This window comes from Novosphingobium sp. BL-S-19 (genome assembly GCF_055521675.1).
In genome coordinates this window covers 3,078,991-3,095,709 of record NZ_CM145498.1, presented here as the reverse complement: position 1 = coordinate 3,095,709, position 16,719 = coordinate 3,078,991, and the positions used below count along the sequence as shown (strand labels likewise).

Below are 16,719 nucleotides of genomic sequence, written 5' to 3'. Positions count from 1 at the left end.
GCCACGATGACTGCTACGACGCTCGACGATTGGGCTGCGCTGTGGAAGCCCTGGACCGATTTCGGCACGAAACTGGTGCTGGCGCCGCAGGCTCTGGCGCAGTCGATCAATTCCGGCTGGTCGTTCGGCAATGTGATCGTCAACCCGCAGAACTCCAGCGCGCCGGGTACCGAGCAAGCGATCCTAGCGCAGGAAAGCTATGGCCGGCAGATCGGCAAGATGCTCGATGCGCTGAGCCTGCTGGTGGAGCGGCAGCCGGATCACGAGACGGACAAGGCGTTCAAAGAGGTCGCCACCCTCAAGAAACGCATCGATACGATCAAGAAGGACACCGCCCTCCACAGCGTGAAGCAGGTGAGCAGCGACCTTAAAACCCTGCGCACGTCAGATCGCAAGGAGGACAAGGAGGCCCTTCGCGCCGCCCTCAAGCAACTGCGCACCCTGGTGGAAGAACTGGAAAACCGCGCCTGAATCGCGTCCTTCGCGCGCATCCATCCCGGCAGCGATCATGCGCAGAAGCCCTCTGGCCCTCGCCCCGGCGATGGCTTAATGAACAGTCCTGTTGATAACAGGAGAGGCCACGTGAAAGAGACGGGCACCAAAACGGCCACGCTGACCGCCAAGGACATGGACGAGGAACGCCTCGCCACTTATCCCACCACCGCCTTCCTCTCGAAGGACTACCTTGCAGCGGAAAAGAAGCTGCTCTGGCCCAAGGTCTGGCAGATGGTGGAGCGCGAGAGCGACCTGCCCAATCCCGGCGACTGGATGACTTACGACGTCGCCGACGAATCGATCATCGTGCTGCGCAAGGACGATGGCACGCTGAAGGCCTTCCACAACGTCTGCCCGCATCGCGGCCGCCAGCTCGTCTCGGTGCCCAGCATGTTGCCCGGCAAAGTCCACGATGTGCGCGGCAACAACCGCAAGAGCTTCATCTGCGGCTTCCACGGCTGGACCTTCGATCTCGACGGCCAGAACACCTACATCCTCGACCCGCAGGACTGGCACAACAAGCTGACGCCGGAAATGACCTGCCTGTCGGACGTGCAGGTCGATACCTGGGGCGGCTACATCTACATCAGCATGGACCCCGATGCGGTGCCGCTGAAGGAATGGATGGGCCGCGCGGGGGAGATCCTCGATCATTTCGACCTTGCCGGCATGCACTACAAGTGGCGCCAGTGGGCGATCTACGACTGCAACTGGAAGACCGCGATCGAGGCGTTCCTGGAACCCTACCACGTCGCCGGCACCCACACGCAGCTCTTGGCCTATGGCGATTACTACGCGCTGTCCAAGCAGTACGGCCTGCACTCGGTCTCCAGTTACGACACCCGCGACAGCAAGTTCCAGATGAGCGAAAGCGCCGGCACCACCCGCGCCGGGAAGGGGGATGACGCCCGCGTCTCCACCTACGAACTGATCCGTGAAAACTACGAGACGGTGAACTACTCCGCCTCCACCGAAACGCTGGTCAACGCCGCCAGCCGTCTGGTGGACGAACTGCCCGAAACCGCCACGCCGGGCGAGATCATCGCCCACTGGCTCAAGTCGGCGAAGGCGGACGACGCCGCGCGCGGGGTGGTCTGGCCGGAAGTCCCGCCGGAGATCAAGAAGGAAGGCGGCCTCGCCTGGGGCCTGTTCCCCAACCAGAACATCCTCCACGGCGAGACTTTCGCGCTCTGCTACCGCGTGCGCCCCTACGGCGACGATCCGGACAAGTGCGTGTTCGAAAGCTACGCCCTAGAACGCTTCCCCGAAGGCGAGGAGCCGGTGACGGAGTGGGTCTATGCCGATCCGATCGGTGAGAACTGGGGCTCGGTTCTGGCGCAGGACTTCTCCAACATGCAGTTCGTGCAGAAGGGCATGAAGTCCTCCGGCTTCCGCGGCCCGCTGCCCAACCCGCATCAGGAACAGAAGGTCATCAACCTCCATCGCAACCTTGCCAATTTCATGGATGGCATGAGCGCGCCAAGGCTGCTGGATATCGACTGAGGGGGCCGACCCGCACGGCAGGGGAAACGCGGAGCGAGCGGGCTTCCCCGCGTACGGCCGCATCACGCGCCGGCTTCACCGTCCCGACTGGCTATGACCACGACATAGCCGTCGGGATCTCTCAGCCAGATTTCCCTGTGCATGGGCGCAGGGTTTACCAGAGGTCCTTCGACGATGTCTGCCTTCAGCGTGTAGACCCGATCCAGCGCGGCATCGAAATCGGTGACTTCAAACCACAGGAGAACGCCGTGTCCCGGTCTGGCTTCCCGTGGATTGACGAGGTTTGGGTGGTTCTCGACATCCCAACCATGCAGTTGCAACACCAGCCTGCCGCCGCAAAACAGGCGGTCGTACCGGTCGCGGTGGGGATGTTCCGGCAGTGCGTCGGCGTTCAGCAGCGACGTATACCATCGGCTGCTTGCTCGAACGTCCTGCACCGCGATGAGGGGTTGCGCTTCGATTGAGGTTTCTCGGAAGGTATCGCTCATTGGCCGCGCTCCGATGGTCGCTCGCATGATAGCGCCAGGTGCGTGACGCGGACAATCGGGGTGCCGGGAGTCCGCTCGCTCCATTTCGAACATCGAGGGGCTCACCGGCAACCCCTCCCGCCTTGTGATAACGAGGAAGTTTGCTCGCAGCAGCCCGCGGCACACTCTCCCCACCCCGCTCAGGCTGAGCGGGGTGGGGCTAAAACCCAGCAAGTCAGAACAGAGGCCGCTTGCCCGCAATCCCGATCATAGAGACGGCGCGCCCAAAATCGGACTGGCAGATTGCACGATTTTAATCTGAAACCTGCCTTTCCGGATCGCCCACGTTGCGGACACGAAGGTCTTCTGAAATGTTGCACGGATGGCGATCATCAATTGTGACTGGAGCCTTTCGAACCCCGGGCCGGATGAACTCGTCGTCTGGCTTGAGCCATGGGCTGAAGAATTCGTGATCCCGGCGAAATCCACTGTCGCCTTAAAGGCATCAAGCAATCTCGAAGAGAATGCGATCGGTGACATCGAATGGGCATCGGACCATGTCGTCGTGTGGGCAAGTGCGAAAACCGTTGAAGTTTTCATCGATGGCCAGCGTCAAGATTCTACTTCGGCAATTGTGGCGATCCCTGACGGCCTCACCAAAGATATGCTGAACATCTTGTTTGCGGGCCAGCCGTCCGCTCGCCTTGGAGGCGTGGAAGGTCGTGCAGTCAATCAGGTGTCTTGGAGCGAAAGGCTTCGGCGTTTATTCCGCTTAAACTGATGCCCGCTTGCCCCGACAAAGCGAATGGCGGATTTTCAGAAATTTATTCCGAAACTTGCCCTTCCGGACACGCCGACTTTGCGGATGTTAATGCCAAGGGTCACCCCCCATATGAAATTCCTTGGCGACCTCGTAACACTGACCACACATGATCTTCGGTTTCAGGTGCTCTCCAGCTTCCCCAATCCATTCACCATCGGTCAATTTCACCCTTTCCTCACATTCCGAACACCACGCGTCTGGATGAGGATTTGTCGGATCTTCTTGCGTCCAGAAGAAGCCCACGCGGTCATGCTGAATGAGACCGACGGCAATATGCTGACAAACAAAGGTTTCAGGTTGCGGTCCATGTGTTTCACAATGGACTGGGCTCGATAGAACGGCCTTGACCTCTGGGTTTTGCGTGGTTGGGCGTTTGCGAAAGATTGCGCTTAGCTTCTCGAGTTTCATACCGAAAAGGTAGCGAAACACTGGTGTTTTTCTAGCTTGAAGATCGTTTCGTGAAACACATCATGAATGTCTGCTTGCCCCGCAAAAGCGGTCAGTACAGAAAGCTGGCACAACAACCCCACCTTCCCGTAAAACCAAGGCATGATCCGTGCCGCTGGCCTCCGCGCGCGATCACCCCACCGGCTGCGCCGCCGGGAATGTCCACGATCCGTCCAGCACTTCGCGGCGCGGGCGGTAGAGGCGGACCATGTAGTTCCAGCCCGGCACGATCGGGATGCAATTGCCGCCGGTGTCCTCTCCGCCGAACTGGATCGTGATCGACCCATCGGCATCCTTCTTCGCGGTGATGCTGTTGAAGGAATAGACGCCCTTGTCATTGGCGGGGATGAAGCCTTTCTCGTCATAGACGATCACCGACCAGAAGGCGTCCACCGGCACGTCCCTGACCGTCAGGCGATAGGCGGTCTGGCCATCGTTCTGTGGCGGCGTGGCATTGACGTACATTGCATCCTCGGGCGGATTGGCGCCCCAGCCCATGGCGCCGCCGATCAGCCGCTGCACGGGGTCGACCTTGCCGCGCGGGCCGAAGCCCTTGCTGGTATCGGGCATGTGCCGGGCCAGCGTCAGCAGTGCGCTGCGCACTTCGTCCTGGCTCGCGTGGTCCCAGGTGGGCGGCGCGAAGCTGCCGATATCGATCTGATCGACCCTGATGGCGTCCTGCAGGGCGTGGGCCGCGGCAAGATCGGCGGGATCATCGGGATCGACCAGCGTGCGCACGGCGGCCATGGCATAGCGGGTGCCGATCTCTTCCCGCACCAGCCGGTGCGGCCGGGCATCGTAATAGACACCCGGCACGAACTGATCCTCGTCGATGATCTGCAAGGACATGAAGCGCCCGCCCGCATCGGGCATGGTGATCGTCACCGGGCCGGCTTCGAGATCGAAGACGGCGGCCGAATAGAGCGTATCGCGGTTCTGGCGGATCACGTTTTGCTGATCGATCGGGGAAAGCTCTCGCTTATGTTCGAATTTGCCGAAGCCGCCTTCGCGCACGGCCACGGCGGTGAAGTAGAGATCGGATTCGGCCCGCAGGAAGTTTTCCGGTGTCACCGGGATCGGGGGGGCGAAGGCGGATCGATCGGACATAGTCGCAAACTCCCTTTTCCGGCCAATCTGGTCCGGCCAACTTTGGGGGCCGGCCGGGAAGCGGGAAATCGGGGAATACCCGGAAGCGGTGGTTCGGCGGATCGGTAGGTCGCATATCGGGCCTTTCCACAGCCGGATAGGCGGCAGGGCGAAAGCGCCTGCCGGCCGCCCCGCGATCTTTCCCCGGCTCTTAACCCTTCAAGTCACGGGGAACACAGGCAACTAGGTAGAGTCCGCAGGGGCGCCAGCCAGCCAGCGTCAAGGATTTTCAAGCATACTCCTGGGCATGGAAAATCTTGTCTTTCAATTCGCCACGCGTCGGAAGCGGCTTTTCACAAACGTTTGCAAGGCCGGTTTCCTTACGCTTGCGGTAACCGCGTTCGCGATCGCATCACCCGATTCTGCGCAGGCGGCCACCACCACCACCACGATCGCCGTCACGGCGACGGTCCAGCCTTCGTGCACCGTTTCGGCAACGGCCCTGGCCTTCGGATCGTACAACCCGCTGTCGGCAACGCCGCTGGACGGGACCAGCACCATCACCGTCAACTGTACGACTGGCACTGTCTACACCGTGGGGCTCAATGCCGGCACCACTGGCGGCGCCACGGTGACGACGCGGCAGATGCTGCTGAGCGCCAACGCGCTGAACTACACGCTCTATCGCGATTCCGGCCGCACCAACAATTGGGGCAACACGCCGGGCACCGATACGCCGGCCTCCGCCACGGCGACGACCTCGGCCGCCTCGCTCACCGTTTACGGCCGGATTCCCGCGCTGCAGAATGTGCCGGCGGGCGCCTATACGGATACGGTCACGGTCACGGTCAACTATTGATGCCCGCGCGCGGTGGCCGGGCGCTGGCTGTGGCGATCGCGGCGGCTGCGGCGGCCGGCATTTCCCCATCGGCACAGGCAGGCAGTCTGCGGATCATGCCGATCCGCGTTGAAGTGGCGGCCGATGCGCGGTTCTGCAGCCTGAAGATCTCCAATGACGAGGATGCGCCCGTCTCGGTGCAAGTGCGCGGCTTTGCCTGGTCGAAGGATGCGGCCGGCGCCGATGTGCTGAGCGACGATCCGGGCTTTCAGATCAACCCCACGATCGTAACCCTGGGCGGCAAGGAGGAGCGGCTGGTGCGTTGCGGCCTGCCCCCCGTCAGCGGCGCGGGCGAACAGAGCTGGCGGATGGTGCTGGACGAGCTGCCCCGGCCCGGCCCGGCCAACGGGGGGATCCGCACATTGCTGCGGATCAGCGTTCCCGTCTTCCGCGCGCCGGCCGATGCGCAACCCGATCTTGTCTGGTCCATCGGTGACGGCGGCGGCGACGGCGGCGGACTGGCCCCGGGCGGCGCGCTGGTGGTGGAGAACCGGGGGCGGCGGCATGCGCAAGTGCTCTCGCTGGATCTGACGCGCCGCGGCGGCGGAAACGCGGCGATTGCCAAGAGCTTCTACGTCCTCGCCGGCGGGCGCGTGGAATTGCCCCTGCCGGCCGGATTTGTCGGTGCGCCCGAATCGGTGCGCGCCAGCACGCCCGACGGTTCGCTTGACCTGCGCGCACGCGCGGGGCCTTGAGCGGCGTCATGGGCCATTCCCGGTGTCTTCCCGCCATGTTTTCCTGCTTGCGGTGGCCGTGCTGGCCCTTTCGGCCCGGACGGCGGGTGCCGCAGCCGGCGCGCCGGCTTCCGTACCGGCGGCAATGCCGGTGGGCGTGGTGGTCAACGGGCAGGATCGCGGCTGCAACGGGCTCTTGGTGATGATCGGGAAGCGACTGCATCTGCGCCGGGCCGATCTTGCCGCCTGCGGGGTTCCGCTTCCTGCCGGGGGCACGCAAAAGGCAGTCTCGATCACGCTGGCGGGGGAGGATTACGTCGCGCTGGACGAAGTGCCGGGGGTGAGCGCGCGGCTGGACGCCAGCGGCACGCTGCTGCTGATCGAGGTTTCGGCAGAGCGCTACGGCCCGTTGCGGATCGGGCCGCCCGATAGCCCGGTTGCGGTCAGCCGGTCGATCCCGGCGGCCTATATCGACTATGACCTGACCTTCACGCAGGACCGCCGGACCACCGCCTTTTCCGCGCTGCTCGATGCGGGGGTTTCGGGGGGCTGGGGGGTGCTGGCGGCCACCGGCCTTGTCGGCACCGGCAGGACGCCGAACGTGCGGCTGGACACGGCCTATACGCTGGACTTTCCCGGGCGCCGCATCCGGCTGGTGGTGGGCGATACGCTGGGCAACGGATCGGCATGGAGCCAGCCCGTGCGCTTCGGCGGCATCCGCATCGGCACCGATTTCTCGCTCGACCCCTCGCGCCTCACATATCCCTTGCCGGTGCTGCAGGGGGGATCGGCGCTGCCATCGACCGTGGAGCTGGCCGCGCGGGAGGGGGTGCGCGATTTCGCGGTGGAGCCGGGGCTGTTCAGCTATGCCTACCGCCCGCAGTTCAGCGGCGCGGGGGACGTGACGATGATCGTGCGCGACGTCGCCGGCAACCAGCGCGTGGTGACGCGCAGCTTCTACGCCAGCACCAGCCAGCTACGCGACGGCCTTGCCGATTTCTCGCTGGAGGGCGGGCTGCTGCGGCGGAACTACGGCATCCGCAGCTTCGATTACGGCGCCGGCTTCGGTGCGGCGTCGCTGCGGTACGGCCTGACTTCGACCCTCACGCTGGAGAGCCGGCTGGAAAGCGGCGCGGGGGTGACGGTCGGCGGTTTCGGCGGGCAACTGGTGGTGCAGCCGCTGGGCGAGATCCGCCTTGCCGGCGCGCTCTCCACCAGTGGGGGGCGGACCGGCACCTTGTTCCAGGTTCAGGCCCAGCGGCTGACGCACGCTTACGGCGTCACCGCCAGCTACCGCGCGATGAGTGCCGACTATCGTCAGGTAGGCGACCCCTGGATCACCCCCGGCGCCCGGCGCGAACTGGCGTTTTCGGGCAGTCTGGCGATGGGCCGCGCGGGGTCGGTCAACCTTGGCTACCTTTCCACCCGCACCGGCCCTTCGCGCAGCACGCTGGCCTCCGCGAGCTATTCGATCATGCTGGGCGACGCTTTCGTCAGCTTCGGCGCGCAGCGGCAGAGCGGCGACGATGGCCGGTCGAACTGGCTGTTCGGCATGGTCACCCTGCCGCTGGGCCGCACGCGCCACCTCTCTTTCAGCGCGGATTCACAGCAAGTCTCCGCCCTTTACGACAAGGCCGTGCCCACCGACGCCGGCCTTGGCTACCGCGTGGGTATCGGCCGCGAGAACCATGGCGCGGGCTGGGCCGAAGGCATGGCGACGCTGCGCACTACCGCCGGAGATATCGAAGTGGCCGGCCTCTACCGCGAACAGGCCCTGTTCACCCGGGTCGAGGCGCGCGGCGCGCTCGTCGCCGCGGGGGGAGGGCTGGCCGCCACGCAGCGCGTGGGAGACGCCTTCGCCGTGGTGGACATCGCCGGCGATCCCGGCGCGGTGGTCATGCTGGAAAACCGCCCGGTACCGATGCCCGACACCATGCCGGAGAGCGCTGGCAAGATCGGCAAAGCCAGCCACGTCATCGTCACCGGCCTTGCGCCCTATGTCGCCAATCGCGTCGGCATCGATCCCGCCAGAATCCCCATCGAAGTGCCGCTGGGCGATGTGGAGCAGACCGTCACCCCCGGTTGGGGCAAGGCGGTGAAAGTCACCTTCGGCAAGCGCGATACCCACCCCGCGCGCTTGCGCGTGGTGGACCTTGCCGGCGTGCCGCTCGAGGCCGGCCGCGAAGTGGTGATCGAACCGCAGGGCCGCCCCCGCCCCACAGCCGCCACCGCCAGCCCCGCTACGGTAACGCTCACCGGCCACGACGGCGAAATCTACCTTGAGGACTTCGTTCCCCACGCCGTGCTGCGCATTGCGGACGGGCGGGGCGGCCACTGCATCGTCCGCCTGGGAGGCGCCGCCCCCGCCGACGTGCTGGCCCATCCGATCGAGGCCGCCTGCCAGCCCGAACCGCGGATCGCCGGGCCATGATCCCGATCCGGCGCAAAGCTACCGGTCTCCTGCCCGCTATGCTCGCCCTCTGCGGCTTGATCCTGCCTGCCGAACCGGCGCAGGCGCTGTGCCTCTGTTCCTGCACCGTCAGCACCACGCCCATGGCCTTCGGCACTTACGACCAGACCTCCGCCGCCCCCAGGGACGTCAACGCCACCGTGACCATCAGTTGCACCAGCGTCGCCAGCGTGCTCAGCACCGCCGACATCGCCCTCAGCACCGGCGGGTCCAACAACGTCGCCGCGCGGCGCATGATCTCAGGCAGCAATCTGCTCTATTACAACATCTATTCGGACCCGGCCTACAGCATCATCTGGGGCAACGGCACCGGCGGCGCGCCCATCGTGCAAGTGCCGCTCAACGGCCTGCTGAATTTCACGTCCAGCGCCACGGCCTATGGGCGCATTCCGGCGCTCCAGAATGTTCCCATAGGCAGTTATTCGGATACGGTGACGATCACCGTCACGTATTGAAGCCTGCGGGCCGCGCTCAGTCCAAAGCCTCGCGTGCATCGGCAGCCTCACGCGCCTTGCGCGCCTCCACTTCCTCGCGCAGCCGCGCCACCTTGGCCTGGATCGAGGCGCGTATTTCTTCCACCGAGGGATATTCCGCCTCGATCTCCGCACGAATGCGCTCATAGGTGGGCGAGCCCGGCCGCAAGTCCACATCCGCGCCATAGCGGTGCGCGCGGCGCTGGCGCAGCAGGAACAGCATCAACGGCGTATCATGGCGGATATAAGTGGCCACCACTTCCCCCCGGCTGACCACCGGCCGTTCCTCGCCCCGGATCGCGCGCTCCAGCGCGCAGTCCTCCAGCCGGGCCATGCCCCGGTCGATGGCCATTTCCCACGCGGCGGCGAAGCCTTCGGCGCCGGGCAGGGCGCGCAGCTTGTAGAGCGCCTCCATGGAGGCGCCCACCGTCCGCGCCGCCTGCGTGACGATGCCGGTGGCCGCGAGCGCGGCGATAAAGGCGCGCTGCCGCTCCGGCGTGATCGAGTTGCCCCGCGGCGCCTTGTGGAGATAGGGCGCAAAGCCCAGCAGCGGATCGTCGGCGTCGGGTTCATCCTCGAAGAACGCCACCCGCGAAGTCCGCCGCCCCGGCCGCTTCGAAGCGCAAAACAAGTCCTCCCCGATACGGGGAGGGGGACCATCCGCATTGCGGATGGTGGAGGGGACTCGCGGCCTAGCCCTACCAGCGCCGGAACCCACCAGATCCTCCCCCTCTGGGGGAGGGGGACCGCCGCAGGCGGTGGAGGGGGCGCGGCCAAGCGCTGCCCTATCAGAAGAGTTCAAACCCGCCCGGGCACCCGAACGTTTCGTGGAGGACATGAGGCAACCTCGCTCACGCTGTTGGACCTGATTTCCCCTTGGCGGGACGGTGTACCGTGAGCGGCAGTGTGTAGGAAAATGGTTTGTCACGAGGGGGCATTGAAAGCCCACCCCCAACCCCTCCCGCCTGCGGGAGGGGAGTTCCAGCGCTACGGCTAGATGGCAGAGCAATTCAGCCCTCCCGCAGGCGGGAGGGCCGCGAGACTTGGCAGCTTGCTGCCTAGTCGCAGCGGGGTGGGCCCTCCCGCCGCCGCAGCAACCCCGCAACTTCTTCCCGGATCGCAGTAACCACGCTTTCCAGATCGCCCCGCACCATCGCGTTCGAGAACCGCAGCACGCGAAGTCCATGCGCGATCATCCAGCGATCACGGGCAACGTCATGCTCAACCCGGACTTCATGCGACCAGCCATCGAGTTCGACCACAAGACCCAATTCCCGGCAGAGGAAGTCCGCGAAATACGGGCCCACCGGCATCTGCCTGCTGAACTTGGCGCCCAGCTGTGATCGCGAAAGGTAGTGCCAAAGCAGCCGCTCCGCCGGTGTGGCTTGGCGCCGAAGTTCTCGGGCGCGAACGGTGTTGCGAGGCTGAAAAGGGCGCATCGCGAGAGGGTGATGGAAGAGCCGATGCGCTAGTAGTTAAAGTGCTGAAACGGGTAAGGGCAGCGAAAGCCCACCCCCAACCCCCCCCGCTTGCGGGAGGGGAGTTTCAGCGCAACAAAGCCCTCCCGCAGGCGGGAGGGCCGCGAGACTTACGAAGCGTAGCGAAGTTAGTCGCAGCGGGGTGGGCAAACTCACCCCAACCTTGACCCCAACCCCCAAATCTCCTAAGGGCGCGCATCTCCTGTGGGTCTGCCCTCAGGAAACGACATAGAGCTGAACATTGTCACGTCAGCTTTTCCGGGGGCTTTACCGCTGTTTGGCGGTGGATCGGCCCATCCGAAACCATCATGCCCGATTCGGGGTGAGGGCTTCGCGGAAGCGGTGGCAAAGTAATCCGGCGCCTTATCGGCCGGGTGGAGTGTTTTTCGGCTCACGTGCGACGGTTCCCGCCGAAAGGTGGGCGTAAACCGGCAGCGGTCCCAGCTTTCGCTGGGATGACGATGCGGTTTTCGAAACTTCCGCCGTACGTGACCTCACTCTTCCTTTTCGAAATGCGTCGGCCCGTGGACCACGGGGTGCGACGGGTCCGTGCCGATCCGGTCTATCCGGGCGTTTCGGCCCGGATCCATCGCACTCCACATTTCGAAAGAAGAGTATAGATGCCCACTATCAACCAGCTGGTCCGCAAGGGCCGCGAACCGCAGAAGACCAAGTCGAAGGTCCCTGCGATGGAGCAGAACCCGCAGAAGCGCGGCGTTTGCACCCGCGTTTACACCACGACCCCGAAGAAGCCGAACTCGGCTCTCCGTAAGGTTGCCAAGGTGCGTCTGACCAACAGCCGCGAAGTCATTTCGTACATCCCCGGTGAAGGCCACAACCTTCAGGAGCACTCGGTCGTGCTCATCCGCGGCGGCCGCGTTCGCGACCTTCCCGGCGTGCGCTACCACATCCTGCGCGGCGTGCTCGACACGCAGGGCGTCAAGGATCGTAAGCAGTCGCGCTCGAAGTACGGCGCCAAGCGTCCGAAGTAAGCCGCTCGCAAGGCTCGCGGCAGGAAGCCCGTCATCCCAGCGCCAAGGAAACTTCGGACTGGGACCGCTGGCAGCCTGAAGCGACCTTGAAGACAGGAAACATACCGAGCGCCCAGTGAGGCCAGCGGTCCCAGCTTTCGCTGGGATGACGGTTGAAGACCTCCGCTACGCTCCGGACCTTTTGGAGTTTAAAAAATGTCACGTCGTCGTCGTCCCGAGAAGCGGGAAATCCTGCCTGATCCGAAGTTCGGTGATCAGGTTCTGTCGAAGTTCATGAACAACCTCATGCTCGATGGTAAGAAGTCGGTCGCTGAATCGATCGTCTACGGTGCCATGGAAACCATGGAAACCCGCGCCAAGGCCGATCCGGTCCAGCTGTTCCACGATGCCCTGAACAACGTGAAGCCGCAGATCGAAGTCCGCAGCCGCCGCGTCGGTGGTGCGACCTATCAGGTTCCGGTCGAAGTCCGTCCGGAGCGTGCCCAGGCTCTCGCCATCCGCTGGCTGATCACGGCCGCCCGCAACCGTCCCGAGACCACCATGGCGGCGCGTCTGTCGGGCGAGCTGCTCGATGCTGCCAACAACCGCGGCAATGCCGTGAAGAAGCGCGAAGACACGCACCGCATGGCGGACGCGAACCGCGCCTTCTCGCACTACCGCTGGTAATGCGCGTGTGTGGGCCCGGGTGATCGGTCATCCGGGCGTCACACTTTTATTTCAGGGGGCGAGGTCTTATCTGAAGGCCGCCTCGCTCCCGAAACACTCCTGCTAAGGATTCTCACCATGGCACGCAGCCATCCGCTCAATATGTACCGTAACATCGGTATTATGGCGCACATCGACGCCGGTAAGACCACCACTACCGAGCGTATCCTCTACTACACCGGCAAGTCCTACAAGATCGGCGAAGTCCACGACGGCGCTGCTACCATGGACTGGATGGAGCAGGAGCAGGAACGCGGCATCACCATCACCTCGGCTGCGACCACCTGCTTCTGGACTTCCGAGGGCCAGGAATACCGCATCAACATCATCGACACCCCCGGGCACGTCGACTTCACCATCGAAGTCGAACGCTCGCTGCGCGTGCTCGACGGTGCGGTCGCATGCTTCGACGGCGTTGCCGGCGTTGAGCCGCAGTCGGAAACCGTGTGGCGCCAGGCCGACAAGTACGGCGTTCCGCGCATGTGCTTCATCAACAAGCTCGACCGTACCGGTGCGAACTTCAAGTACTGCGTGCAGTCGATCATCGACCGCCTCGGTGCGACCCCGGCCGTGCTCTACATTCCGATCGGCCTCGAATCCGACCTGAAGGGCCTGGTTGACCTGGTCAACAACCGCGCGATCATCTGGAAGGATGAATCGCTCGGCGCCGAATTCTTCTACGAAGAAATCCCGGCCGACCTCGTCGACGAAGCTGCCGAATACCGTGAAAAGCTGCTCGAACTCGCTGTCGAGCAGGACGATGCGGTCATGGAAGCTTACCTCGAAGGCAACGAGCCCGATGTAGCCACCCTGAAGTCGCTGATCCGCAAGGGCACGCTGAACCACTCGTTCGTCCCGGTCGTTTGCGGCTCGGCGTTCAAGAACAAGGGCGTTCAGTCGCTGCTCGACGCCGTTGTCGACTATCTGCCTTCGCCGCTCGACATCGAAGACGTCCAGGGCGTCAAGGTCGACAGCGACGAGGCCGACAGCCGTCCGCCGGAAGACAACGCTCCGTTCTCGGCGCTGGCCTTCAAGGTCATGAACGACCCGTTCGTGGGTTCGCTCACCTTCATCCGCATCTACTCGGGTACGCTCTCGAAGGGCACCTACCTGAACTCGGTGAAGCAGAAGAAGGAAAAGGTTGGCCGTATCCTCGAGATGCACGCCAACGAGCGTAAGGACATCGATGAAGCCTTCGCGGGTGACATCGTTGCGCTTGCCGGCATGAAGGAAACCACCACGGGCGACACGCTCTGCGCGGAAAAGGCGCCGATCGTTCTCGAACGCATGGAATTCCCCGAACCGGTCATCGAACTCTCGGTTGAGCCCAAGACCAAGGCCGACCAGGAAAAGATGGGCGTCGCCCTCAACCGCCTCTCGGCGGAAGATCCCTCGTTCCGCGTCACCACCGATCACGAGTCGGGCCAGACGATCATCAAGGGCATGGGCGAACTTCACCTGGACATCATCGTCGACCGCATGCGTCGCGAGTTCAAGGTCGAAGCCAACGTCGGCGCTCCGCAGGTTGCCTATCGCGAATACCTCGCGAAGCCTGTCGATGTGGACTACACCCACAAGAAGCAGTCGGGTGGTACCGGTCAGTTCGGTCGCGTGAAGATCAAGGTCACGCCGGGCGAGCGCGGTTCGGGCATCACCTTCAAGGACGAGATCAAGGGCGGTAACATTCCGAAGGAATATATCCCCGCGATCGAAAAGGGCATGCGCGAAACCGCTGCCTCGGGCTCGCTGGTCGGCTTCCCGATCATCGACTTCGACATCGTCCTCTACGACGGTGCGTACCACGACGTCGACTCGTCGGCCCTGGCCTTCGAAATCGCCGGTCGCGGTGCTATGCGTGAAGTCGCCCAGAAGGCCGGCATCAAGCTGCTCGAACCGATCATGAAGGTTGAAGTCGTCACCCCCGAGGAATACCTCGGCGACGTCATCGGCGACATGAACAGCCGTCGTGGCCAGATCCAGGGCACCGACAGCCGCGGTAACGCTCAGGTTGTCGAGTCGATGGTTCCGCTGGCGAACATGTTCGGCTACGTGAACCAGCTCCGCTCGTTCACCCAGGGTCGTGCGAACTACTCGATGATCTTCTCCCACTATGACGAGGTCCCGGCGAACGTCGCGGCCGAGGTCAAGGAGAAGCTTGCCTAAACGGCAAGATCATTCTAGGGGCGGCGCCTGTTTCGGCGGGCGCTGCCTCACATCCCGCAGATTACAATTCAAGCAAAGAAGGTTTGAAAGATGGCGAAGGCAAAATTCGAGCGGAACAAGCCGCACTGCAACATCGGCACCATCGGTCACGTTGACCACGGCAAGACCACCCTGACGGCCGCCATCACCAAGGTGATGTCGGAAACCTTCGGCGGTGAAGCCGTTGACTTCGCGAACATCGACAAGGCTCCGGAAGAGCGCGAGCGCGGCATCACGATCTCGACCGCTCACGTTGAGTACGAGACCGAAGCCCGTCACTACGCGCACGTCGACTGCCCGGGTCACGCTGACTACGTGAAGAACATGATCACCGGTGCTGCCCAGATGGACGGCGCTATCCTGGTCGTGAACGCTGCTGACGGCCCGATGCCGCAGACCCGCGAACACATCCTGCTCGCTCGCCAGGTCGGCGTGCCGCAGCTGGTCGTGTACATGAACAAGGTCGACCAGGTCGACGACGCCGAGCTGCTCGAGCTCGTCGAACTCGAAGTTCGCGAACTGCTCTCGTCGTATGACTTCGACGGCGACAACATCCCCGTCGTCAAGGGTTCGGCTCTGGCCGCTCTTGAAGGCCGCGACGACAACATCGGCAAGAGCTCGATCCTCGAGCTGATGAAGGCCGTTGACGACTTCATCCCGCAGCCGCCGCGTCCGACCGACAAGCCCTTCCTGATGCCCGTCGAAGACGTGTTCTCGATCTCGGGTCGTGGTACGGTTGTTACCGGCCGCGTCGAAACCGGCATCGTCAAGGTTGGTGAAGAAGTCGAAGTCGTCGGTATCCGCGACACGCAGAAGACCACCGTCACCGGCGTCGAAATGTTCCGCAAGCTGCTCGACCAGGGTGAAGCCGGCGACAACATCGGTGCTCTGGTTCGTGGCCTGAAGCGCGACGACGTTGAGCGTGGCCAGGTTCTCGCCAAGCCCGGCACCGTGACCCCGCACACCGAGTTCTCGGCAGAAGTTTACGTTCTGTCGAAGGACGAAGGTGGCCGTCACACGCCGTTCTTCGCGAACTACCGTCCGCAGTTCTACTTCCGCACCACCGACGTGACCGGCGAAGTGATCCTCCCCGAGGGCACCGAGATGGTCATGCCCGGCGACAACGTTTCGCTGTCGGTTAAGCTGATCGCTCCGATCGCCATGGACGAAGGTCTCCGCTTCGCAATCCGCGAAGGCGGCCGCACCGTCGGTTCGGGCGTCGTTGCCACGATCACGAAGTAATTCGTCGATCGTCAGCTTCGGCTAACGTGATTGGCCCGGGCTTCCGAAAGGAAGTCCGGGCTTTTCGCGTTGATGGGGCTCGAAGTCTTGGCGGGCGCCCTTAGAGCATTTTCTAATCAGGTGGCATCACCTGATTAGAAAATGCGGCAAGCGAGAAACTTAGAGGGGTCGAGCCGATGCAATTGGATCGGAAACCGCACTAGTGCGCTCGCAACTCACCCTGTCCGACCTTCCAGGCATCCGAACCCTTGGGGGTCTCGGGGATGGATTTGAGGTCGATGTAGTAGACCGGTTCCGGCACGCGGCCGAACGGTATGGTGATGCAGGGGCCAAGGCAGCCGGGCAGGTGCCCGACGTCCGGTGGGTACGCAGCGCCCGTGCGCGTGCTTTCGTCTACGGACTTCGATGCCGGGACGCGCGGGTCCGTGCCGTCGCCGCCGTGGGAGCAGACGACGATCGTGCCGTCATTGCCGCCATTGCTGGCGCGGGCGGCTGCCCGGCAGGCGTCGTCCACTGGGCCGCCCGTTGCATCGGGTATGCCGACGTGGGCGGTCAATACGTCGGTCTCGTCGAGGTTGATGGGGGTCCCGGTTTCGCTTTGGGCGTAGGTTGGGCCATCGGCTGCAAGGGCATTGGGGGCCAGGCCTGCAAGAGTCAGCGCGGCGAACGCGCTCGAAATTGTCGTGATGATGGAGGGCATTGAGAGCGGCTTCTGTTAGGCGTCGCGCTTTCAACGTAGGAAGCACGCAGAGGGTAGGGAAGGG

17 protein-coding genes are annotated in these 16,719 nt (G+C 63.8%); 11 read left to right on the top strand and 6 right to left on the bottom strand.

Annotated features, from left to right (window positions below):
• Positions 1-6: 6 nt before the first annotated feature.
• Positions 7-471: a hypothetical protein gene (locus tag ACZ1JV_RS22905; protein ID WP_465150646.1), complete on the top strand. Its 465-nt coding sequence runs from the start codon at positions 7-9 to the stop codon at positions 469-471.
• 156 nt (positions 472-627) lie between these two features.
• Positions 628-1,998 (top strand): aromatic ring-hydroxylating oxygenase subunit alpha, encoded by a 1,371-nt coding sequence (locus tag ACZ1JV_RS22900; protein WP_465152631.1) that lies wholly within the window; start codon positions 628-630, stop codon positions 1,996-1,998.
• Positions 1,999-2,060: 62 nt separating this feature from the next.
• Here ACZ1JV_RS22900 and ACZ1JV_RS22895 read toward each other — a convergent pair whose 3' ends face one another.
• The gene (locus ACZ1JV_RS22895) at positions 2,061-2,486 is read right to left on the bottom strand and encodes a VOC family protein (protein ID WP_465150645.1); all 426 of its coding nucleotides are present in this window, start codon (positions 2,484-2,486) and stop codon (positions 2,061-2,063) included.
• Positions 2,487-2,847: 361 nt separating this feature from the next.
• Here ACZ1JV_RS22895 and ACZ1JV_RS22890 point away from each other — a divergent pair, with 361 nt between their 5' ends.
• Positions 2,848-3,246, top strand: a complete 399-nt coding sequence (locus ACZ1JV_RS22890; protein ID WP_465150644.1) for a hypothetical protein — start codon at positions 2,848-2,850, stop codon at positions 3,244-3,246.
• A gap of 87 nt (positions 3,247-3,333) precedes the next feature.
• On the opposite strand, the gene ACZ1JV_RS22885 is transcribed toward ACZ1JV_RS22890, so the two are convergent.
• A complete protein-coding gene (locus ACZ1JV_RS22885) occupies positions 3,334-3,717 on the bottom strand; it encodes a hypothetical protein (protein WP_465150643.1) in 384 nt (127 codons plus the stop codon).
• Positions 3,718-3,867: 150 nt separating this feature from the next.
• Positions 3,868-4,842, bottom strand: coding sequence for a DUF1254 domain-containing protein (locus ACZ1JV_RS22880; RefSeq protein WP_465150642.1), 975 nt, complete (start codon positions 4,840-4,842; stop codon positions 3,868-3,870).
• A gap of 286 nt (positions 4,843-5,128) precedes the next feature.
• Here ACZ1JV_RS22880 and ACZ1JV_RS22875 point away from each other — a divergent pair, with 286 nt between their 5' ends.
• From ACZ1JV_RS22875 to ACZ1JV_RS22860, 4 genes are read left to right on the top strand one after another with little or no spacing between them, the layout of a single operon-like run.
• Complete coding sequence (locus ACZ1JV_RS22875) at positions 5,129-5,680, top strand: Csu type fimbrial protein (protein WP_465150641.1); 552 nt, start codon at positions 5,129-5,131, stop codon at positions 5,678-5,680.
• Positions 5,680-6,414 (top strand): fimbrial biogenesis chaperone, encoded by a 735-nt coding sequence (locus ACZ1JV_RS22870; protein ID WP_465150640.1) that lies wholly within the window; start codon positions 5,680-5,682, stop codon positions 6,412-6,414. The genes ACZ1JV_RS22875 and ACZ1JV_RS22870 overlap by 1 nt, the downstream gene beginning before the upstream one ends.
• Positions 6,415-6,436: 22 nt before the next feature.
• Complete coding sequence (locus ACZ1JV_RS22865) at positions 6,437-8,824, top strand: fimbria/pilus outer membrane usher protein (protein ID WP_465150639.1); 2,388 nt, start codon at positions 6,437-6,439, stop codon at positions 8,822-8,824.
• Entirely contained in the window at positions 8,821-9,318 is a 498-nt protein-coding gene (locus tag ACZ1JV_RS22860; protein WP_465150638.1) for a Csu type fimbrial protein, read from the top strand. Before ACZ1JV_RS22865 ends, ACZ1JV_RS22860 begins: the two co-directional genes overlap by 4 nt.
• Positions 9,319-9,334: 16 nt before the next feature.
• On the opposite strand, the gene ACZ1JV_RS22855 is transcribed toward ACZ1JV_RS22860, so the two are convergent.
• The gene (locus tag ACZ1JV_RS22855) at positions 9,335-9,925 is read right to left on the bottom strand and encodes a hypothetical protein (RefSeq protein WP_465150637.1); all 591 of its coding nucleotides are present in this window, start codon (positions 9,923-9,925) and stop codon (positions 9,335-9,337) included.
• A 469-nt stretch (positions 9,926-10,394) separates the two neighbouring features.
• Positions 10,395-10,775, bottom strand: a complete 381-nt coding sequence (locus ACZ1JV_RS22850) for an endonuclease domain-containing protein (RefSeq protein ID WP_465150636.1) — start codon at positions 10,773-10,775, stop codon at positions 10,395-10,397.
• Positions 10,776-11,434: 659 nt separating this feature from the next.
• On the opposite strand from ACZ1JV_RS22850, the gene rpsL reads away from it, so the two are divergent.
• The 4 genes from rpsL to tuf all read left to right on the top strand — a co-directional run bounded on the left by rpsL (position 11,435) and on the right by tuf (position 15,955).
• Positions 11,435-11,806, top strand: coding sequence for a 30S ribosomal protein S12 (gene rpsL / locus ACZ1JV_RS22845; protein WP_395390960.1), 372 nt, complete (start codon positions 11,435-11,437; stop codon positions 11,804-11,806).
• A gap of 195 nt (positions 11,807-12,001) precedes the next feature.
• Positions 12,002-12,472 carry a 30S ribosomal protein S7 gene (gene rpsG / locus ACZ1JV_RS22840; protein WP_379486881.1) on the top strand — a complete coding sequence of 157 codons (471 nt, stop codon included), beginning with the start codon at positions 12,002-12,004 and terminating at the stop codon, positions 12,470-12,472.
• Positions 12,473-12,589: 117 nt separating this feature from the next.
• Positions 12,590-14,674 carry an elongation factor G gene (fusA, locus tag ACZ1JV_RS22835; protein WP_465135946.1) on the top strand — a complete coding sequence of 695 codons (2,085 nt, stop codon included), beginning with the start codon at positions 12,590-12,592 and terminating at the stop codon, positions 14,672-14,674.
• Between the two features lie 90 nt (positions 14,675-14,764).
• Positions 14,765-15,955, top strand: a complete 1,191-nt coding sequence (gene tuf, locus ACZ1JV_RS22830; protein ID WP_465135945.1) for an elongation factor Tu — start codon at positions 14,765-14,767, stop codon at positions 15,953-15,955.
• Positions 15,956-16,154: 199 nt separating this feature from the next.
• Here the strand turns inward: tuf and ACZ1JV_RS22825 are convergent, their stop codons facing one another.
• Positions 16,155-16,655 carry a hypothetical protein gene (locus tag ACZ1JV_RS22825; protein ID WP_465150635.1) on the bottom strand — a complete coding sequence of 167 codons (501 nt, stop codon included), beginning with the start codon at positions 16,653-16,655 and terminating at the stop codon, positions 16,155-16,157.
• Between the last annotated feature and the right edge of the window lie 64 nt (positions 16,656-16,719).